Origin of the sequence: Parafrigoribacterium soli, assembly GCF_040227235.1 — a bacterium.
GTDB lineage: Bacteria > Actinomycetota > Actinomycetes > Actinomycetales > Microbacteriaceae > Parafrigoribacterium_A > Parafrigoribacterium_A soli.
In genome coordinates this window covers 636,242-653,524 of record NZ_JBELNZ010000001.1, presented here as the reverse complement: position 1 = coordinate 653,524, position 17,283 = coordinate 636,242, and the positions used below count along the sequence as shown (strand labels likewise).

The following is a 17,283-nucleotide window of genomic DNA, read 5'->3' as shown; positions in this document are numbered from 1 at the left end:
GGGGCTGTGCGGGGTGCGCCTCAGAGCGCCGGATGCTGGCACAGGTTAGGCTTGCCTCTTACGGCGTGAGCGCTTTCGTGCGACATCTAGGAGGCATCAATGGCGGATCTCATTGACACCACTGAGATGTATCTGCGCACCATCTACGAGCTCGAAGAAGAGAACATCATTCCCCTTCGGGCTCGCATTTCTGAGCGCCTCGGTCACTCCGGCCCCACCGTTTCGCAGACCGTCGGCCGCATGGAACGTGACGGTCTCGTCGTGGTCGAGGGCGACCGCCACCTGGTGCTCACCGATGAGGGTCGCAGCAAGGCCGTGCACGTGATGCGCAAGCACCGCCTCGCCGAACGACTGCTCGCGGATGTGATCGGCCTCGACTGGGCGCTCGTGCACGAGGAGGCATGCCGCTGGGAGCACGTGATGAGCGAGCAGGTGGAGCGCCGCATCCTCGAGATGCTCGAGCACCCCACGCACTCGCCCTACGGCAACCCGATTCCGGGGCTCGATGAGCTCGGCGCCGTCTCGACCGGCAAGTTCGCGGATGGCGTGGTCAACATCGTCAACTATGTCTTGGGCGCGGTCGGCCCGATCAAGGGCACCATCCGTCGCCTGGGTGAGCCGGTGCAGTACGAGTCGGAACTGCTCGAGCAGCTGCGTGCCGCGGGAGTGGTTCCGGGGGCGGCGGCGAGCTTCACCGCATCCGGTTCGTACGTGCTCGTGCAGGTAGAGGGTTCGGATGAGGGTCTCGAGCTGCCCAACGAGGTGGCCATCCACGTCTACGTAGGCATCTAGCTCCCCGCTGGTCGAGCAGCTTCCGCAGGTCGAGCCTGTCGAGACCTCCCGACCGCACGGCTTCTCCCGCTGGTCGAGCTTGTCGAGACCCCCACCCGTCCCGCTGGTCGAGCTTGTCGAGACCCCCACCCGTCGCGCTGGTCGAGCCTGTCGAGACCCCCACGCGCACGGTTAACGAACGGTAACGGGCGGCGCGCCCCGGTCATCCGCACCCCCGATCTTGCGTTAATCTAGAACCCTCGCAATTCTGAGAGCCGTTTTCGGGAGAGCCGATGTCGAACCGCCGCAGCATCCACGCCTTGGATGACTGCGGCCTTTTTGACATACGGCACTGTTGCCAGCCGTGCGGCCCTGTCGCGCGCGAATCGAGCACTGTCGTTGTCTGACAGTGCTTTTTTGTTGTGGCAGCGGATCTCTCGGCTCTCAGGAGCGTGAGGTGCATCGAACCGCCTGGAAGCCGTCCAGGGGATTGTCGATTGGATGAGAATGCGCACACTGGTCCTCAACGCGGGCTTTGAGCCCCTCGCCGTGGTGTCGTTCAAGCGGGCACTGGTGCTCGTGATGAACGAGAAGGCGACGGTCGTCGCTGCGGATGCCGAGCATCCGGTGTGCGGATCGTCCGGTTCCTGGGCGCGCCCCTCGGTGATTGTGCTCACGCGCTACGTGCGCATTCCGATGTCGCGGCTGATCCCGGTCTCGCGCCGCGGTGTGCTGCGTCGGGACAACCAGCACTGCGCCTACTGTGGCGGTGCGGCGAACACGATCGACCACGTGCAGCCGCGTTCGCGTGGGGGTGCGGACAGCTGGGAGAACCTGGTGGCCTGCTGCCTGCGCTGCAACAACAAGAAGGGCGACCGCACGTTGGCCGAGATGGGCTGGACCCTGCGCATCCGCCCCCGCGCCCCGCACGGCACCTCGTGGATGGTGCGCGGCATAGAGCGCGACGTCCCCGGCTGGGAAGAGTACCTGGCCCCCGCCGCGTAGTCCCTCCCGCCGGTCAAGCTTCCGCAGGTCGAGTTTGTCGAGACCTCCCTCCCGCAGGTCGAGCTTGTCGAGACCTCACCAACGCCCAACCTCTCTCACCCCCTCCCGCTAGACTTTCAAAGCCAGCCTCTGTAGCTCAATGGAAGAGCAGTTCCGTCCTAAGGAAACGGTTGGGGGTTCGAGTCCCTCCAGGGGCACTTTTGTGATAAGTCGGGACATGTGTCTCAGATGAGTCGCGAGATATGTCACTGAGCTCGGGTGAGCGGGGTGCGCTCCGCGATACCCGCATCTGCACGGCATGTCGCACGGACGACCACTTCATCCGCGAAGCGGCAACGGCTGGCGCGCCTGCTTGGGTGTGCGCCCGCATCGTGACGACTGCGGACTCGCGTCGTTCGTGACCGACGATCGCGGCGGGGTGCCCCTCAACGAGCCCGACGAACTCTCCAAAGGACGGTGGCGGTGTATGACTGAACACAGGACGGGGATCACCGACGATCGTGATAAATAAGGACGAGCTCGCGGCGCTGCTTGACCAGTCGAGGCTCGAAGAGCTCGATGACCATTCCGGTTCCTTCTTCGCTGTCGCGGGACAAGCTCCGGGAGATGTCCAACGGGAAGCAGCATCCTTTCGTAGACGGGAACGCCGACTGGATAGCAGTCCGCCGTTCCTTGACGAGAGGCGCTCAATGACACAGGAGAAGGCTGCCAACCATTCCTGGGTCGGCGCCTAAGCTGAATCGCCTAGTGCACGCCTGGACCTGCGGAGCCGGGTGCGCTGCTTTGCCGGCAACAGTGTTCGGCATGGTCGCCGACGTCCGTCCTAGCCTCCATCCGCTCGAGAATCTGGCCGTGGACCTTTGAGGCCGTCGGCAATGCCGGAATCGGAGATTCTGGTTTCCAGATCGTCATTCCTCGCCCAGGTCTCTTCGAGGGCCAAGAACGCGTCAAAGCGCTCTCGACTCCCGACCCACGCAGCGAAGCAGTAGGCACAATCCGCCATCGAAGCATAAGCTCGCAGCTTCCCGTAACCAATCAGCTGCCGTTCGATCTCGGCCTTGCGTGTCCCTAGCGGGAAGCTCAAAATGACGAAGATGGTGGATCGAGTTGCAAGCTCAGGTGTTTCCAGATACATCGAATGAGGTTTCCGGTCCCTAGCGGACAGATCTCGCAATCTCATTGGTTCGCGCGCAATGTCAGCGCGCCTGTCTGGCTGTGCGCTGAGCAAGGCGATCGATGCTCCCAACCAGCCCACAGGGCGATGCGTCTCGAGAGCTTGAAGCATCTCACTCGTGTCCCTGTCTATAGGAAGCGCCGGCTTCGAGGCTGGAGTCTCTCGAAGGCCGGCCTCATAGAAGATCCACGCGTCAAGCTCATCGGTGAGGCTCGTCACCATCGTGGGTGCGCCGCTCGCAACGATCTCCGTGAGTCGGCCTGAAAGGTACAGCATCACGTAGTCGAGTTCATCGACCGCGACAACTCGGCCATCCGCCGCTACGTCGCGGCGCAACCCCAAGAACTGTATAAAGATCGCCGGATGAGCGAACAAGCTCGCGGCCACCTCCAGGTCATGAAGGTTCACGACCCACGGTGAGGGCACGCCTTCATCAATGAGACCGCTCTCTACCAAGTCAGCGGTGACCGTCGCGACGTAGTTTAGGTCTTCGAGCGAAAGCGCGATGGTGAATATCTCAGTCACTTCCTTGATGTTTAGGTCGGAGTTCCTCTCCACCGCTCCGGCGTGAAGGAGGTCGTTCGCTGATCGGATACGGAGGGTGTCGCTTGACTGCAGGACGCCTCGTAGGCGCTCTGCCTGATCCGCGGCCTTGGTGATAATCGGGCCAAGTTCAAGCCAAAGTCGTTGCGCTGCACCCGTCCGCGCAACCTGGGTTAGCCGGTTGCTCTTTGCCTCCAGCACGATGGCTACGTGCCCGAGAACGAGGAGCCCGTCCGTTTCGAACCGTCCAAGACCCGGCACCGTGTACTCAACACTTCCCAACGCGACATCTGGATGGAGCGCCGCGACAAGCGCCTTCATGCCCCGGCTCTCGAGCAGGGCGCCACGATGCTTGATATACGCCTGGTCCATCGGGACCATGAGTGCTTCTTCGAGCAATTCTCTCATACCGAAGATCAGCGAAGTGGGTTGGACGAGGAGCCACTCTCGTTCGCCGGTCGCCCGAGTTCTCGAGACGAAGGGTCGCGTCCGCATCACGTTGTCCCCTCTGAGGAACGCGCTGACGACTCCTTGGTTGGGCCCGTCGAGTTCTATGCTCATTCGTGCTAAGAGCAAATGCACCTCTGACGCATTCAGTCCCGTATCATTTACGACGTCGTCAAGGGTCAGTCCAGCGGCGCTTCTCAGCCGGTCGAAAGCTAGATTGCCCACGATCCTCTGGCGGAGTTCGTCCGGATCCTCAGGGCGAGAGTCAAGTTGGGCGCGTAGTTCAGCTGAGCTCTCGGTCTGCTTCCGCAACTCCTCTTCGGCCTCCCGCATGAGATCGGCTAGGAGCTGGGGAAGGCGCGAGTTGTACGTATCAAAGAGCATGAATATTGAGGATGGACCGAACCCGAGTCGTTCGGTCAGGGTGGACTGAATCTCAGGGGTGAAGAGCTGGCCTAGCAATTCACGTTCCTTTTGATGAAACCTTGGGAGCCTTAGGTACAGTTCTCGCGTCTCTGCCGCCGCTGTCAGTCTTGGGACCACCGAGCGTGCGACACCATAGCTCGACTTCGTACCCACCAGACGCGCATTCTCTCGAAAGCTGCTGACGTGGAGTAGCCGAGTGACCAGCAAATCAACGCGCTCGAGCACGCCGCCGTCCGCGCGTCGGCCTTCGCCCCCGCAGCCATTTTCGGCGAACAGCAGAGCGGTAAGTTCCGGGAGACTGAGCAGCCGAGTTCCGTCCGAACCGTCGCCCGGTTCAGATGTGAGAGGCGCGACCGAAAGCGCCAAGTTGGCGATCACATCGAACCCATCGATCCCTCGCACAGCACGCCGAATCCGCCAAAGGAGCCATCGCTGTACAACGAACGCGATCCACGCTGCCGGAAGCGCCATACGCCGAAGGAATCGCACGTTCTATGCCGACCGGATTTGAAACTTGTGGGTGCGATAGCTCCGGGGACGCAAACGCTTGCCCGCCTTTGACTCCTTCAGCCAGCTCGCCAGCATGCTCGAGTCGGTCTCGCTCATACCCGCTTCTCTGCAGAACAAATTGAGACGGCCCGGAGGCGCGTCCCGCCATCGATTGAAATTGTTGAGATCGGCTCTGAACTTCCCCTGTTCGTTCCACTTCAACTTGTTGTCATAGCCCCGTGCCCATCGCGCGAGGAACTCCACGATTCCGTGAATGTCTCTTTCGTGCTCCATACGCCCAGAGTAGAGGTGGCCGAGGACAGAGCAGATGGCTCTATCTCGAGGGCTCGCCACGCCAACGAATCACAGTTGTGGTGAAGTGATCGAGTCGGGGGTCGATGTGAGGATGTGAGGCATGGATATCGCTGCGCTACAGAACGACGTTGAAGCGGTTTCGTTGCTTTATGCCGAGCGGCACGGCATCACTCGAAGCGATGACTGGTTCATGCTCATGCTCATGCTCATGCTCATGCTCATGCTCAGCTCAAGCTCAAGCTCGGTGAGGAGGTCGGTGAACTGACGCAGGCCTATCTCGCGAGGTCCGGGCAAGCCCGTGACAAGGGTCGAAGTGAATCGCAACTGGAACAAGACTTCCGCGCGGAGTTGTCCGACGTTCTGGCGCAGGTGCTCTTGGTCGCCCAGCGCTTCAATGTGGATCTTGAGGCGCAAGTCGCCCGCGAGTGGCTCGTATGGAAACGGGAGCAACTGCGTCCCTGAGCGTTCGTCGCCCGAGCCGTGAACCGCACGCGGAGCAGTGTTCCTCGGCCTGGGCCGCTCCATCGCGGGAACTTCGCTATCGCCTGCTCCGTCACCGTGCTACATCCTGCAGAGACATGATCAGGTAGATCGTCACGGCACCAAGAGACACAGCGACCATCGCAGGTGACGTAAGGGCGAGCAGCCAACCTGTCACGACACCATTCTTGGATAGTTGGGCGATTCTTCGTCCTGCGGCACGCCGGATCGCTCGCCTCAGCCCTTTCTTGCGTCGTGACTTTCCCATCCGAATAACGTCAACTACTAGCCAACCAAAAAACACTGTGGCGCCGATTCGGGCTGCCCAGGCCGCTACGAACCCGACGACACCACTGGCCGTGGTCACGAGCGACTGAACATCTGGCTGGTCCGCAGTGGAGCCAGCTAGCGCACCGAAAAACGTTGAGGCACACAGCACGGCAGCGGCCGTGCCATAGCGTCCTAGCCACGACAGCCTGTGAAGGAGATGGCTTCGTTCGCCTACGGGTCGGAGGGGCTTCGCTCCTGCAAGCGCAATGAATGTGAGGGTTGCAGTGAGCGCAATCACAGCCCAGAACAACGCTTGGGCCCATTGCTGGGAAGCCGTGATGATGATCGTGACCCAAATGCCGGTAAGCACGGCACCGGGCGAAAGGAAAAATGAGGCAACCCGGGGCCAAGGTGACACGCGGTTTGTGGCAGTGACGTCAGACATAGAGCCACGCTAATGGCCACCGCGGACATCAAACCGACCGAGGGGGCAATTGCGCGACGGGTTGGTGGCCTTCCTTATCTAACATCTCGAGACTCGCGGCACGCGTCCGCTCTGCGCATCGGTCTATCCGAGGAACTTCGCGATCGCCTGCTCCGTCACCGGGGTGAAGAGGTTGATCAGGTTGCCGTCGGGGTCGCGGAGGAGCAGCGAGCGGTTTCCCCACGACATGGTGGTGGGGGAGTTGACGAAGTCCGCGACCCAGGGGCTGAGCCTTTCGTACTCGGCGTCCACGTCATCCACCAGAAGCTCGATGATGGCGGAGTGGTTGTCGGCGGTGTGCGCGGCGCCCGGACCGAACAGGCCGACCGTGGCGGTGCCCGCGATGGCGAGGGTGAACGACGGCAGGGTCACCTCGGCGAACACGTCGTTCGACCAGGCGGCCTGCACCCCTGTGAGGCGTTCGTAGAAGCGGCTGAGGCCGTGGCCACCCCGTACTGGAGTCAGCATCCGCGCCCTCCCCTCGATAGCGTTGAAGGCGGGGGTGCACATTGGGTTGGCGGACGACGTGGCGGCACGACTCGACTTTGCCGGCATCCAGGCGCTTTCATCGCGTGCCGCAGGTTACGCGGTGGCGGCAAAGTGTCTTGAGGTGCAGGCGGAAGCCGAGGCGCGCGATCCGTCCTTAAAAACGCGAGCCGGCGTGCGGCTGCACGACGACGCGTGGTCTTGGTACGTCGGTGCCCTCGGCGAAATCGAAGTCGCGGAGATGCTCAAACAGCTCGGACCTGACTGGTTCGTGAGACACGCGGTGCCTATTATCGTGAAGCGCGTGACGCGCTAGCGGACGGACCTTCGAACTGTCGCGGCGCCCGGCCCGAACAGACCGACCGTGGCGGTGCCCGCGATCGCGAAGGTTACCGAGGGCAGCGCCACCTCGGCGAAGACTACGTTCGGGCAGGTCAACCTCACGAGCGCAGGCCGTGCAGCCCCGCTCGAATCTCATCCGCCAGCACCTCGGGCTGCTCGAGGGCGGCGAAGTGGCCGCCCTTGCTCGCCTCGCCGTAGTGGATGAGGTCGGAGTAGGTGTCTTCGATCCAGGTGCGGGGGAGCAGGGGGATGTCGCGCGGGAACACGGTCACCGCCACCGGCAGCATCAGCTTCGGGCCGGCCATCGTGGCGGCGCGGTTCTCCCAGTAAATGCGGGCGGAGGATGCGGCCGTGTTGGTGAACCAGTACAGCGAGATCGTGTCGAGGATGTCGTCGAGAGCGATCGCATCCTCGGCCAGCCCCTGGTTGTCGGTCTTCGACTGGAACTTCTCGTAGATCCACGCTGCCTGTCCCGCGGGCGAGTCCGCGAGGGCGAAGCCCGGCGTCTGAGGCTTGGTGCCCTGCAGGTGATTCGATCCGCCGAGAGGGCCGCCATACAGCGCGAGCGTGTCGACGGCGTGCTGCTCCTCTGGCGATAACGTCTCCAGGATGACCGCGGGGAACGCGTAGGGCGTGTTCAGGTGGATGCCGATCAGCCCCTCCGGACGCATCGCCCCCAGCGTGGTCGTCACGACCGAGCCCCAGTCGCCTCCCTGCGCGGCCCACCTGGTGTAGCCGAGGCGGCGCATCAGCTCCACCCAGGCCGCGGCGATGCGGTCGACGTTCCATCCCGTGCGTGTTGGCTTGCCGGAGAATCCGAACCCGGGCAGCGAGGGGATGACCACGTCGAAGGAGTCCTCGATCTTCCCGCCGTGCGCGACGGGATCGGTGAGCGGCCCGATGAGCTTCAGGAAGTCGATGATCGAACTCGGCCAGCCGTGCGTCAGAATCAGCGGCATCGCATCCGGGTTGGGGGACTTCACGTGAATGAAGTGGATGTCGAGGCCGTCGATCTCGGTCAGGTACTGCGGGTAGCTGTTCAGTTTCAACTCGAACCGCCGCCAGTCGTAGTCATCGCGCCAGTGCTCGACGAGCGTCTTCGCGTTCTCCAGGCGCACGCCCTGCGACCAGTCGCCGACGGTCTGCGGGTCGGGCCACCGGGTGCGTGCGAGGCGGTCCTTCAGATCCTGGATGTCCGCATCAGAAACCGCCGCGACGAACGGCCGAATCTGTGTCGATGGTGTCATGATCGTGTGCTCCTCTGTGTGATGCTGGTGCAACGCTTTTCGTTGCACACTGGTGTGCATGCACGCGTGCCACAGTACTCCGTTGCACAGGCGTGTGCAATCATTGAGACATGAAGCCAGATTCCGCCCGGGCGCGCGCCATGGATGAGACACGGAACCGCATTCTCGACGTCGCTCGAGACGTGCTGGGCCGGAACCCCGATGCGGGCATGGGTGACATCGCAACCGCCGCGGGGGTCGTGCGCCGCACGGTGTACGGGTATTTCCCGACGCGGAGCGACCTGATTCACACCCTCGCCGAGCGCGCGGTCGAAGAGATCACGGATGTTCTCGCGGAGGTCGACTCGGGCGGCCTGCCGGCCGATGAGGTTTGGGCGCTCTTCGTCGCACGCCTGTGGCCACTCGCGCACCGGTACCGGGTGCTGCTCGCGCTGCGCCGCGGCGAACAGGGCGACGAGATCCACGCGCTGCTGGGCTCGGTCGACCGCATCCTCGCCGACCTCGTGCGTCGCGGCCAGGGTGGGGGAGTGTTCGGGCACCATCTCCCCGCGCTCATTCTCAGCCAGATTGCCTACGCGGCGGTCTTCACGATCGCCGACGTCGATCGCGCTGGCGGGAACCTCGATGCTCGTGCCGCCAGCGTCACCAGCCTTCTGACCCTGGGTGTGCCGGTGAGCCGCGCGAACGAGCTCGCTGACGACGAGTTGTGACGGCCCGTCTCGGTGCTCTGTGATGGTGTGGTGAGATTGCTCCCGTGAACATCACCCTGCTTGTTCGGTTCATCGCCGTGGCCGAGGAGTTGCATTTTCCGCGGGCAGCAGACGCGCTCGGCATCCCTCTTGCGTCGCTGTACTCGTCGATCTCGAAGCTGGAAAGCCAGGTGGGATCTCCGCTCTTTGTCCGTGGCTCCGCGACGACCCAGCTGACCAAGGCCGGAGCCCTGCTTCTTGCCACGGCGCGGGAAGAGATTGCCGCGGCGCCCGTTCCGGCGAAGAAGACCGCCGTTCCAGCGGGCGGCAAAGCGAAAGCGTCAAAGGGCAAGGGACGTGCCCCGGCGGTAAAGGGGCAGCCCAAGCCGTTCAAGAAGCGACAGGGCCGCTAGCGCCAACGGCCTGCGGCGCGGAGCTGGTGCCGTCCACGCCGCAGCCGGCGGTTACTCCGCCGCAGGCGCGACCACGCTGAGCACCCAGGTCACACCGAACCGATCGGTGACCATGCCGAATCCCGCGCTCCACGCCGATGCGGCGAGCGGCTCGACGATCGTCGCGCCCGCGGTGAGTTTCTCCCAGTAGCCCTGCACCTCGTCGAAGGTGTCGCCGTCGACGGCGACGAAGAACGGCTGGTCGGTTATCGTGACGCCGTTCTCGCGACGCGTCGAACCGGCGCTCTGCGACGATCTGCCCGACTCGCCGGGGATGTCATACGCCACCACGCGGAAGCCGTCGGGGGTGGCGACCTGGCCGAACACGACCTCGTCGGCGCCCGGCGCATCCGCTGGCATGCCGAAATCGCCGTAGGTGTTGATGACCGTCTGTCCGCCGAAGACGGACTGGTAGAACTCCAGCGCAGCGCGGGCGTCGCCGCGGAAGTTGAGGTGGGTGGTGGTCTTGATGCTCATGTCTGCTCCTCATGCGAATGTTGTCCGGGTCGTCCCGGACACCATTCACGGTAGGAGTCGTATAGGTCAGATTCTGTCCTAGACCCCCGGTACCCTCGAGGCATGACGACATCGAGCACTTCGCGGCTGCTGAGCATGCTGTCGCTGCTGCAGACCCGGCGAGACTGGCCGGGCGCAACGCTCGCCGCGCGGCTCGATGTCAGCCATCGCACGGTGCGCCGCGACGTCGATCGCCTGCGCGAGATGGGCTACAGCATCCAGGCCACCATGGGGCCGGATGGCGGCTATCGCCTCGACGCAGGCGCCGAGCTCCCGCCCCTTCTGTTCGACGATGACCAGGTCGTGGCGCTCGCCGTTGCCCTGCAGGCCGCAACCGTCACCGGCGTCGGAATCGAAGAAGCCGCCCTGCGCGCCCTCACCACAGTGCGGCAGGTGATGCCCTCGCGGCTGCGTCACCGCTTGAGCGCGCTTGAATTCACCGCCTTACCGACGGATGGTTCTGCCGATGCGGTGTCACCGGATGTGCTGGTCGCGCTGTCGACTGCGGTGCGCGCGCACGAGGTGCTGCGCTTCGACTACCCGAGCGGTGAGTCGGCGCCCGATGCCGAAGCCCGCGCCCCGCGGAGGGTCGAGCCGCACCACCTCGTCACCTCGCACGGCCGGTGGTATCTCGTGGCGTGGGATCTCGAGCGCGACGACTGGCGCATCTTTCGCGCCGACAGGATCACACCGCGCACCCCGACCAGGCTTCGTTTCGCCCCGCGCGAGATCCCCGGCGGCGACGTCGCGGGGTTCGTCTCCGCGCAGTTCACAGGCTCCGTCGATTCCAACCGATGGCCCTGCATGGGCAAGGTGCTCCTGCACCGCGCAGCACGGGACGTGCTCCCGTTCGCGGGCGACGGCATTGTCGAAGACCTTGGTCCAGACCTGTGCAGCCTCGAAGTCGGCTCGTGGTCGTGGATCTCCCTGGCAGCAGCGCTCAACCGCTTCGATGCCGAGATCGAGGTGATCGAGCCGCCAGAGCTGAGGGACGCCTTCGCGCGGCTTGCCGTGCGGAACTCGGCCACGGCATCCGCGTGATGGCTCGCGCTACCCGAGGAACTTCGCGATCGCCTGCTCGGTCACCGGGGTGAAGAGGTTTACGAGGTTGCCGTCGGGGTCGCGGAGGAGGAGCGAGCGGTTTCCCCACGGCATGGTCGCGGGCACGCCCACGAAATCGGTGACCCAGGGGCTGAGCCTGTCGTACTCGGCGTCCACGTCATCCACCAGGAACTCGATGATGGCGGAGTGGTTGTCGGTCGCGTGCGCGGTGCCCGGACCGAACAGGCCGACCGTCGCGGTGCCCGCGATGGCGAGGGTGAACGACGGCAGGGTCACCTCGGCGAACACGTCGTTCGACCAGGCGGCCTGCACCCCTGTGAGGCGTTCGTAGAAGTCGACAAGGCGCTGGGGGTCATCCGTGATGATGCGGATCGAAGTGAATTTCATAGCTGAACCTTAGAATCTATAGTGGACAGCATCCGCCCACTATTCACGTAATCGAGCGCCGGCATGAGACCAACATCGCGAGTGATCGCGCTGCTCGACCTGCTGCAGTCCGGCGGCACGCGCACGCTGCGTGAGCTCGCCGCCGCGCTCGAGGTCGACGAGCGCACCGTGCGGCGCTACGTCGAGCACCTGCGCGACCTCGACATTCCGGTCGAGTCGATTCGCGGCCGCTACGGCGGGTATCGACTGGCCGCAGGTCAGCGGATGCCGCCCCTCATGCTCACAGACGACGAAGCGCTGGCCGTCGTGCTGGGCCTGCTCGCGAACCAGGGTGAGGTGCCCGAGAAGCCGGCCGCGGCATCCGACTCGGCTCTCGCCAAGATCCGCCGCGTGCTGCCCCGCCCGCTGTCGCGGAGGCTCGACGCGCTCGCCGCGAGTGCCAGCTTCACGGCGGCTGGTCCCGCGCCCTCGGCCGAGACGAGCATCCTGCTCACGCTCGCCGAGGCGGCCCGCGAGCAACGGCGGGTGCTCGTCGCCTACACCTCGCGCGGCGGCGCGAGCAGCGAACGGATTCTCGAACCGCTCGGCCTCGTCTCGCACTCCGGCCACTGGTATGTCGCCGCCCGCGACCCGCGCAGCGATTCCGTGCGCACGTTCCGGCTCGACCGGGTGAGCGACCCGCGCCTGCTGGCGGAGCGCTTCACCCTGCCGCCCGGCTTCGATGCCACCGAGCACGTTCTCGATGCGCTCGCCGCGACGCCCTGGGCACACGAGGTGTCGGTTGTCGTTGAGGCCAGCGAGGAGTGGATTCGGCGCTGGCTGCCGCCCGGTCTCGCGACCCTCGAGCGCCTCGACGGCGACTCTTACCGCGTGCGGTTCCGGGCCGAGCGGCTCGACTGGGTTCCGAGCGTCCTGGCGGCGCTCGATCGGCCGGTCACCATCGAGTCACCTGAGGCGCTGAGGGACGAGCTTGCCGCCTTCGCACAGCGACTCGCGGGCTACGCCGGGGGCGACATCCGCTGAGCTGGAGCCCGGCAGGTAACGCACCCCTACGCGAACTGCACCGTGTGCTCCTGGTCGAGGCGCGGCAGGCGTGCGCGGTACGAGCCCTCGGTCGGATGCCCGACGTTGATCACGAGGAACGTTCCCCAGCGGCCGTCGCCGAAGAACTCCGCGTCGATCGCGCTCGCGTTGAAGCCGATCATGGGGCCTGCCGCGAGCCCCAGGGAGCGGATGGCGAGGATGAAGTACCCGGCCTGCAGCCACGAGTTGTTGCGCGCGGTTTCGAGCCGCGGGTCGTCGTTGTTCGCGAAGAACTCCGTCAGGTGGGCGAGGTGCGGCGTCGTGGTGGCGATGTTCTCGTGCCAGGCGCGATCGAACGCCAGCACGGCGACCGCGGGCGCCGCTTCGGTCTTGGCCCTGTTCTTCTCGTTCATGTGCACGCCGAGCGCCGTCCGGGCATGCGGCGACTGCACGTAGAGAACCCGCATCGGCTGAAAATTCGCCGAGGTGGGAGGCCATTTGGCGAGTTCCCAGATCGAGCGCAGCTCCTCGTTGCTCACCGGAGTCGGCGCGAAGCTGTTCGCCGTCGCCGCGCGCGTGAAGAGCGTCTCGAGGCTCTCGGTACTGAGACGTTGTGGTGCGAGGAGATGGTCGTTCTCAAGACCCGTCAACATTGCTTCCATTTCCAGTGTTGCTTCGAATAAACGAGTAGCACGGACGACAGTAGCACCAGATAGACTGTGTGTGTGACATCGGAACCGACAGCGGAGGCTGCGCTGAGTGAGCGCCAAGCCCCCACGTGCGACAAAGCGCTCGCACACGCCTTCGGGCTGCTCGGCAAGCGGTGGAACGGCGTCATCCTGGGAACTCTCATGGAGGGCAGCGCCTCATTCTCCGAAGTGCGTCGCGCCCTGAACGGCATCAGCGATTCGGTGCTCTCTGATCGGCTCTCCGAACTGGCCGCCGCGGGCCTCGTGACCCGCACCGTGGATGCCGGACCGCCGGTCTCGGTCGCCTACGCGCTCACCGAAGCGGGCAGGGGACTGATGCCCGCGCTCACCGAGATCACCAGTTGGGCGCGCATCAACTACAGGCCCGAAGCCGCAGTCTGACCGCGGGTTGCCCAAGGGCGTGCGCGTCACCAGCTGCGACGCACCGTCGCCTTCGCTCCCGTCACCAGGCTCGCCGCCGGCACGTCGTCTGCCACGATCGCTCCGGCGGCGATCACGGCGTCGCGGCCGATCGTGGCGCCGGGCAGGATCGTCGCGCTGGCGCCGATCCACACGTTCTCCTCCACCGTGATCGGGGCTCCGGTGAGGTAGAGCCGGCGCTCCTCGGGGTCGACGGGGTGACCGCTCGTGATGAAAGTGACCTTCGGTCCGATCATGGTGCGGTCGCCGATGCGGATGCCCGCGTAGTCCAGAAAGGTGCAGTTCTGGTTGATGAAGACCCGCTCTCCGAGCTCGAGGTTCAGGCCGTGATCGGTGTAGAACGGCGGATAGACCGTGAGGCGATCGGGGAGCGGCCGCCCCAGGACCTGTTCCAGCAGGCCCGCCCTGCCCCGCTCATCCTCGAACGGCAGCGCGTTGAGGCGCGAGGTGAGCGCCGTGACCTCGAGCACCCGCGCCGCCATGGCCTGGAACTCGGGACTCTGGATGCGCATGAGGCGTTCGCTCGACATCCCTCGATCTTCTCAAACCCGCGGCGAGTCACGACGCCGGGAGGTCGCTGAGGGGCGGTCCTCATCGCCAGTTCGGCGGCGTAACGTGGAATGCATGAATGTCGGAAAACTTCTCCTTCGTGTCGTTGTTGGCAGCGTCTTTCTCGGGCACGGCCTGCAGAAACTCACCGGTTCCTTCGGGGGACCGGGCCTCGCCGGAACCGAGAAAATGGCCGAGCATCTCGATCTGCATCCGCCGCGTCGCAACGCCCTCGCCGTTGCGCTCACCGAGACCACGGGAGGCGCGGCCATGCTCGCCGGCGCGGCCACGCCGCTCGCCGGCGCAGGCCTGATCGCCACGATGCTCACCGCCGTGCGCAAGGTGCACCTGAAGAACGGTCCGTGGAATTCGAACGGCGGCTACGAATACAACGCGGTGCTCATCGCCGCCGTGGCCTCGCTCGCGGGCGGCCCGGGCAAGGCGTCGATCGATGCACTGTTCGGCAAGTCGAACTGGGGCATAAAGGGCACTCTCTTCGCCCTCGGTGCGGGCGTGGCCGGCTCCCTCGCGGTCGTCGCGCTCGGCCGACTCAATGCGCCGGCCGGTGATGCGGCTGCTGCTGCGCCAGAGCCCAAGGCGCCCGAAGCCGATTCCTCAGGCGAGGTCACCGAGTCGGATGTCGCTGCCGCGGCAAGCGACGCCCCGAACGGGTCCGCGAGCGACGAGAGCTAGCGTCCCGTCCCCCAGGGTGAGGGCATGACCGAAATTGCGGCCATCGTCGCCTGCTGTGTTCTCGCCGCGCTCGCCATCTTCCAGGGCTTTCTGATCGCCGGAGCACCGATCGGTCGCTTCGCTTGGGGAGGCCAGCACGAGGTGCTCCCCACGCGGCTTCGCGTCGGGAGCGCCGTGTCGATCGTGCTCTATGCGGTGTTCGCGGTCGTGATCCTCGGGCGCACAGGCATCTTCTCGCTGTTCGGTGCCGCGTTCGTGCAGGTGGCCGGCTGGGTGTTGTTCGGCTACTTCGCGCTCGGCGTGCTCATGAACGGCATCTCGCGCAGCCGCCCAGAGCGCAATTTCATGGCGCCCGTGTCGCTGCTGCTCGCCGTGCTCGTGCTTCTCGTCAACGTGGGGTAGCGCGCACGGGCCGACGGCATCCGGCTGGGATACTGGAAGCAGTCGATGGGAGATCTCGGATGCGCGGTGACCTCGCATGAGGATGCCGTGGCGAGGCCTGGAACTGCCGGTCAACAGCGACGCCGAGGTGGCGCGCACCGTCGTGGGCGTCTCGGTGATGATCCGGCTGCGCCCCGGTCATCTGGGGCTCGCCGCCCTAGGCGGAGCGGCCGGCACCCTCGCCCGCTACGCCATCGTCTCGATCACCCCGAGCTGGGAGACGCTCTCGGCGGGCACGGTCGTGGTCAACATCCTCGGGCCGTTCATGCTTGGTGTGCTGCTGAAGCTCCTCTCCGAGGGAACGGAGTCGAGGCGACGCCGTGCCGTGCAACTGTTCGCCGGAGTTGGGTTCCTCGGCGCGTTCACGAGCTACGCGCAGCTCGCGGTCGACACCGTCACGGTGAGTGAGCACGGGCACGTTCTCTTCGGCATCGCCTATGCCGCGGCCACCATCGCGGCCGGCGCGCTCGTGGCGTGGCTCGGCGTGGTGGCCGCGTCGCGGCGGCCCACGGGGCTGCGCCGATGACGATCCTGACCACCTGTCTGCTCGCCGTGGCCGGGGGCGTCGGCGCCGCGCTCCGCCTCGCGCTCAACGGCTTCGTGCACGGGCGCGTTCGCCCGAATTACCCGGTGGCGATGTCGATCATCAACGTGTCCGGCTCCTTTGTGCTCGGCCTCGCCACCGGTCTCACCGCGGGCCATGTGCTCTCGGAACAGTGGAGCCTGCTCATCGGGGTCGGCCTCGTCGGCGGCTTCACCGCGTTCAGCACCACGAGCTTCCAGACGCTGCGCCTGCTTCAGGAGCGCCGCGTCTGGCTCGCGCTGGCGAATTCGTTCGGGATGATCGCGGCCGCGGTCATCGTCGCCGGTCTCGGGATGTGGCTGGGCCGCGTCCTCTGACCGTCGCCGATCACGCGAGGTGGTCGCCGATGAAGCGAGTTGCCCTCTCGAGTGCGGCGTCACCCTCCTCAAGGATGGCGGCGAAGGCCTGGAAGACGTGCGGCACACCGGGGGTGATGTCGAGCACGACCGCCACGTCATCCGCCGCCGCCTTCACCGCGAGCCTGGTGGCGTCGTCGAGGAACACCTCGTGCGAGCCGGCCTGGATGAGGAGCGGTGGCAGGCCGGTGAGATCGGCGAAGAGCGGGCTGACGAGTGGGTCGGTTGCCTCGGTGCCCGTGCCGTCGAGGTAGTCCCGAACGCGCGTGCGGATGCCCTCGGCCCTGATGTTGGGATCCCGCTGCGCCTTGCTGGTGAAGCTCGCGCCACTCACGGTGAGGTCGGTCATGGGAGAGAACAGCAGTGCCGCCGCGGGCATCGGCAGGCTCTCGCTGCGCCCGGCGATCAGTAGTTCGATCGCGAGGTTACCGCCGGCCGATTCGCCCGTGACGATCACCCTCTCCGCATCCCCGACCTGAGCGAGCAGAGCACGGTACGCGGCCGTGACATCCTGCAGCGCAGCCGGGTACGGATGCTCGGGGGCGAGCCGGTAGTCCACCGAGATCGCGCGCATCCCTGCCTTGCGGGCCAGGCTCGAGGCGAGACCCACGGAGCCGCGTGCCGAGCCGAGGGCGAAGGCGCCGCCGTGGGTGTGGAAGATCGTGCCGCGTGGCTCGATGCCGTCGATGTCGATGTAGACCACCGGCACGCCGCCGAGTTCGCCCGGGGTAACGCGCACGTCGTCGGGCAGCGGCTGTGCGGTGAGCATCTGCTCCAGCATGGGGCGGTTCACCGAGATCTCGCCACCGAGGTCGAAGGGCGCGTCGCGCAGGATCTGGTGCACGAGTTCGCGCTGTTGGGTTGTCATTGTCGTTCCTGTCTCTCGCTACCGGCGGTTGCCGGGGTGCCTGGATGAGGCGCGA

General features: G+C 65.5%; 23 protein-coding genes and 1 tRNA gene. 15 read left to right on the top strand and 9 right to left on the bottom strand.

What is annotated here, in order from left to right; translation table 11 throughout:
* The first annotated feature begins 99 nt into the window (after positions 1 to 99).
* From ABUA37_RS03180 to ABUA37_RS03170, 3 genes are all read left to right on the top strand, one after another.
* Entirely contained in the window at positions 100 to 792 is a 693-nt protein-coding gene (locus ABUA37_RS03180; RefSeq protein WP_349897667.1) for a metal-dependent transcriptional regulator, read from the top strand.
* Positions 793 to 1,278: 486 nt separating this feature from the next.
* A complete protein-coding gene (locus ABUA37_RS03175) occupies positions 1,279 to 1,776 on the top strand; it encodes an HNH endonuclease (RefSeq protein WP_349897666.1) in 498 nt (165 codons plus the stop codon).
* 125 nt (positions 1,777 to 1,901) lie between these two features.
* Positions 1,902 to 1,973: transfer RNA gene (locus tag ABUA37_RS03170), tRNA-Arg, on the top strand.
* A 626-nt stretch (positions 1,974 to 2,599) separates the two neighbouring features.
* On the opposite strand, the gene ABUA37_RS03165 is transcribed toward ABUA37_RS03170, so the two are convergent.
* Positions 2,600 to 4,744, bottom strand: a complete 2,145-nt coding sequence (locus tag ABUA37_RS03165; protein WP_349897665.1) for a hypothetical protein — start codon at positions 4,742 to 4,744, stop codon at positions 2,600 to 2,602.
* A gap of 526 nt (positions 4,745 to 5,270) precedes the next feature.
* Between ABUA37_RS03165 and ABUA37_RS03160 the strand changes: the two genes are divergently transcribed.
* Both ABUA37_RS03160 and ABUA37_RS03155 read left to right on the top strand, forming a co-directional pair.
* The gene (locus ABUA37_RS03160; RefSeq protein WP_349897664.1) at positions 5,271 to 5,435 is read left to right on the top strand and encodes a nucleoside triphosphate pyrophosphohydrolase family protein; all 165 of its coding nucleotides are present in this window, start codon (positions 5,271 to 5,273) and stop codon (positions 5,433 to 5,435) included.
* Entirely contained in the window at positions 5,432 to 5,632 is a 201-nt protein-coding gene (locus ABUA37_RS03155; RefSeq protein ID WP_349897881.1) for a nucleoside triphosphate pyrophosphohydrolase family protein, read from the top strand. Before ABUA37_RS03160 ends, ABUA37_RS03155 begins: the two co-directional genes overlap by 4 nt.
* 91 nt (positions 5,633 to 5,723) lie before the next feature.
* On the opposite strand, the gene ABUA37_RS03150 is transcribed toward ABUA37_RS03155, so the two are convergent.
* Together ABUA37_RS03150 and ABUA37_RS03145 are read right to left on the bottom strand one after the other, a co-directional pair.
* Complete coding sequence (locus tag ABUA37_RS03150) at positions 5,724 to 6,365, bottom strand: hypothetical protein (protein WP_349897663.1); 642 nt, start codon at positions 6,363 to 6,365, stop codon at positions 5,724 to 5,726.
* A 123-nt stretch (positions 6,366 to 6,488) separates the two neighbouring features.
* The gene (locus tag ABUA37_RS03145; protein ID WP_349897662.1) at positions 6,489 to 6,872 is read right to left on the bottom strand and encodes a VOC family protein; all 384 of its coding nucleotides are present in this window, start codon (positions 6,870 to 6,872) and stop codon (positions 6,489 to 6,491) included.
* Between the two features lie 46 nt (positions 6,873 to 6,918).
* Here ABUA37_RS03145 and ABUA37_RS03140 point away from each other — a divergent pair, with 46 nt between their 5' ends.
* On the top strand, positions 6,919 to 7,206 hold the full coding sequence (locus tag ABUA37_RS03140; protein ID WP_349897661.1) for a hypothetical protein: 288 nt from the start codon (positions 6,919 to 6,921) through the stop codon (positions 7,204 to 7,206).
* Positions 7,207 to 7,330: 124 nt separating this feature from the next.
* On the opposite strand, the gene ABUA37_RS03135 is transcribed toward ABUA37_RS03140, so the two are convergent.
* The gene (locus tag ABUA37_RS03135; protein ID WP_349897660.1) at positions 7,331 to 8,479 is read right to left on the bottom strand and encodes an epoxide hydrolase family protein; all 1,149 of its coding nucleotides are present in this window, start codon (positions 8,477 to 8,479) and stop codon (positions 7,331 to 7,333) included.
* A gap of 110 nt (positions 8,480 to 8,589) precedes the next feature.
* On the opposite strand from ABUA37_RS03135, the gene ABUA37_RS03130 reads away from it, so the two are divergent.
* A complete protein-coding gene (locus tag ABUA37_RS03130; RefSeq protein ID WP_349897659.1) occupies positions 8,590 to 9,189 on the top strand; it encodes a TetR/AcrR family transcriptional regulator in 600 nt (199 codons plus the stop codon).
* Between the two features lie 44 nt (positions 9,190 to 9,233).
* Positions 9,234 to 9,581 carry a LysR family transcriptional regulator gene (locus ABUA37_RS03125; protein ID WP_349897658.1) on the top strand — a complete coding sequence of 116 codons (348 nt, stop codon included), beginning with the start codon at positions 9,234 to 9,236 and terminating at the stop codon, positions 9,579 to 9,581.
* Between the two features lie 51 nt (positions 9,582 to 9,632).
* On the opposite strand, the gene ABUA37_RS03120 is transcribed toward ABUA37_RS03125, so the two are convergent.
* The gene (locus ABUA37_RS03120) at positions 9,633 to 10,097 is read right to left on the bottom strand and encodes a VOC family protein (RefSeq protein ID WP_349897657.1); all 465 of its coding nucleotides are present in this window, start codon (positions 10,095 to 10,097) and stop codon (positions 9,633 to 9,635) included.
* Positions 10,098 to 10,199: 102 nt separating this feature from the next.
* On the opposite strand from ABUA37_RS03120, the gene ABUA37_RS03115 reads away from it, so the two are divergent.
* Entirely contained in the window at positions 10,200 to 11,177 is a 978-nt protein-coding gene (locus tag ABUA37_RS03115) for a helix-turn-helix transcriptional regulator (RefSeq protein WP_349897656.1), read from the top strand.
* Positions 11,178 to 11,186: 9 nt separating this feature from the next.
* Here ABUA37_RS03115 and ABUA37_RS03110 read toward each other — a convergent pair whose 3' ends face one another.
* Positions 11,187 to 11,585 carry a VOC family protein gene (locus ABUA37_RS03110; RefSeq protein WP_349897655.1) on the bottom strand — a complete coding sequence of 133 codons (399 nt, stop codon included), beginning with the start codon at positions 11,583 to 11,585 and terminating at the stop codon, positions 11,187 to 11,189.
* 63 nt (positions 11,586 to 11,648) lie between these two features.
* On the opposite strand from ABUA37_RS03110, the gene ABUA37_RS03105 reads away from it, so the two are divergent.
* A complete protein-coding gene (locus ABUA37_RS03105) occupies positions 11,649 to 12,608 on the top strand; it encodes a helix-turn-helix transcriptional regulator (RefSeq protein WP_349897654.1) in 960 nt (319 codons plus the stop codon).
* A gap of 26 nt (positions 12,609 to 12,634) precedes the next feature.
* On the opposite strand, the gene ABUA37_RS03100 is transcribed toward ABUA37_RS03105, so the two are convergent.
* Positions 12,635 to 13,270 carry a malonic semialdehyde reductase gene (locus tag ABUA37_RS03100; protein WP_349897653.1) on the bottom strand — a complete coding sequence of 212 codons (636 nt, stop codon included), beginning with the start codon at positions 13,268 to 13,270 and terminating at the stop codon, positions 12,635 to 12,637.
* 63 nt (positions 13,271 to 13,333) lie between these two features.
* Here ABUA37_RS03100 and ABUA37_RS03095 point away from each other — a divergent pair, with 63 nt between their 5' ends.
* Positions 13,334 to 13,699, top strand: a complete 366-nt coding sequence (locus ABUA37_RS03095) for a winged helix-turn-helix transcriptional regulator (protein WP_349897652.1) — start codon at positions 13,334 to 13,336, stop codon at positions 13,697 to 13,699.
* 26 nt (positions 13,700 to 13,725) lie between these two features.
* On the opposite strand, the gene ABUA37_RS03090 is transcribed toward ABUA37_RS03095, so the two are convergent.
* Complete coding sequence (locus ABUA37_RS03090; RefSeq protein WP_349897651.1) at positions 13,726 to 14,268, bottom strand: sugar O-acetyltransferase; 543 nt, start codon at positions 14,266 to 14,268, stop codon at positions 13,726 to 13,728.
* 94 nt (positions 14,269 to 14,362) lie between these two features.
* Here ABUA37_RS03090 and ABUA37_RS03085 point away from each other — a divergent pair, with 94 nt between their 5' ends.
* The 4 genes from ABUA37_RS03085 to ABUA37_RS03070 all read left to right on the top strand — a co-directional run bounded on the left by ABUA37_RS03085 (position 14,363) and on the right by ABUA37_RS03070 (position 16,321).
* Complete coding sequence (locus tag ABUA37_RS03085; RefSeq protein ID WP_349897650.1) at positions 14,363 to 14,980, top strand: DoxX family protein; 618 nt, start codon at positions 14,363 to 14,365, stop codon at positions 14,978 to 14,980.
* 24 nt (positions 14,981 to 15,004) lie between these two features.
* Positions 15,005 to 15,382 carry a hypothetical protein gene (locus ABUA37_RS03080; protein WP_349897649.1) on the top strand — a complete coding sequence of 126 codons (378 nt, stop codon included), beginning with the start codon at positions 15,005 to 15,007 and terminating at the stop codon, positions 15,380 to 15,382.
* A gap of 76 nt (positions 15,383 to 15,458) precedes the next feature.
* Entirely contained in the window at positions 15,459 to 15,947 is a 489-nt protein-coding gene (locus ABUA37_RS03075; protein WP_349897648.1) for a fluoride efflux transporter FluC, read from the top strand.
* The gene (locus ABUA37_RS03070; RefSeq protein ID WP_349897647.1) at positions 15,944 to 16,321 is read left to right on the top strand and encodes a fluoride efflux transporter FluC; all 378 of its coding nucleotides are present in this window, start codon (positions 15,944 to 15,946) and stop codon (positions 16,319 to 16,321) included. Before ABUA37_RS03075 ends, ABUA37_RS03070 begins: the two co-directional genes overlap by 4 nt.
* Positions 16,322 to 16,331: 10 nt before the next feature.
* Here the strand turns inward: ABUA37_RS03070 and ABUA37_RS03065 are convergent, their stop codons facing one another.
* Entirely contained in the window at positions 16,332 to 17,228 is an 897-nt protein-coding gene (locus tag ABUA37_RS03065) for an alpha/beta hydrolase (RefSeq protein ID WP_349897646.1), read from the bottom strand.
* Positions 17,229 to 17,283 lie beyond the last annotated feature (55 nt).

Bases quoted from the DNA above. Each gene is read 5' to 3' on its own strand.
- ABUA37_RS03180 (WP_349897667.1), top strand. From the start codon at position 100: ATGGCGGATCTCATTGACACCACTGAGATGTATCTGCGCACCATCTAC.
- ABUA37_RS03175 (WP_349897666.1), top strand. From the start codon at position 1,279: ATGCGCACACTGGTCCTCAACGCGGGCTTTGAGCCCCTCGCCGTGGTG.
- ABUA37_RS03160 (WP_349897664.1), top strand. From the start codon at position 5,271: ATGGATATCGCTGCGCTACAGAACGACGTTGAAGCGGTTTCGTTGCTT.
- ABUA37_RS03150 (WP_349897663.1), bottom strand. From the start codon at position 6,365: ATGTCTGACGTCACTGCCACAAACCGCGTGTCACCTTGGCCCCGGGTT.
- ABUA37_RS03145 (WP_349897662.1), bottom strand. From the start codon at position 6,872: ATGCTGACTCCAGTACGGGGTGGCCACGGCCTCAGCCGCTTCTACGAA.
- ABUA37_RS03135 (WP_349897660.1), bottom strand. From the start codon at position 8,479: ATGACACCATCGACACAGATTCGGCCGTTCGTCGCGGCGGTTTCTGAT.
- ABUA37_RS03130 (WP_349897659.1), top strand. From the start codon at position 8,590: ATGAAGCCAGATTCCGCCCGGGCGCGCGCCATGGATGAGACACGGAAC.
- ABUA37_RS03120 (WP_349897657.1), bottom strand. From the start codon at position 10,097: ATGAGCATCAAGACCACCACCCACCTCAACTTCCGCGGCGACGCCCGC.
- ABUA37_RS03115 (WP_349897656.1), top strand. From the start codon at position 10,200: ATGACGACATCGAGCACTTCGCGGCTGCTGAGCATGCTGTCGCTGCTG.
- ABUA37_RS03110 (WP_349897655.1), bottom strand. From the start codon at position 11,585: ATGAAATTCACTTCGATCCGCATCATCACGGATGACCCCCAGCGCCTT.
- ABUA37_RS03105 (WP_349897654.1), top strand. From the start codon at position 11,649: ATGAGACCAACATCGCGAGTGATCGCGCTGCTCGACCTGCTGCAGTCC.
- ABUA37_RS03100 (WP_349897653.1), bottom strand. From the start codon at position 13,270: ATGGAAGCAATGTTGACGGGTCTTGAGAACGACCATCTCCTCGCACCA.
- ABUA37_RS03090 (WP_349897651.1), bottom strand. From the start codon at position 14,268: ATGTCGAGCGAACGCCTCATGCGCATCCAGAGTCCCGAGTTCCAGGCC.
- ABUA37_RS03085 (WP_349897650.1), top strand. From the start codon at position 14,363: ATGAATGTCGGAAAACTTCTCCTTCGTGTCGTTGTTGGCAGCGTCTTT.
- ABUA37_RS03080 (WP_349897649.1), top strand. From the start codon at position 15,005: ATGACCGAAATTGCGGCCATCGTCGCCTGCTGTGTTCTCGCCGCGCTC.
- ABUA37_RS03075 (WP_349897648.1), top strand. From the start codon at position 15,459: ATGAGGATGCCGTGGCGAGGCCTGGAACTGCCGGTCAACAGCGACGCC.
- ABUA37_RS03070 (WP_349897647.1), top strand. From the start codon at position 15,944: ATGACGATCCTGACCACCTGTCTGCTCGCCGTGGCCGGGGGCGTCGGC.
- ABUA37_RS03065 (WP_349897646.1), bottom strand. From the start codon at position 17,228: ATGACAACCCAACAGCGCGAACTCGTGCACCAGATCCTGCGCGACGCG.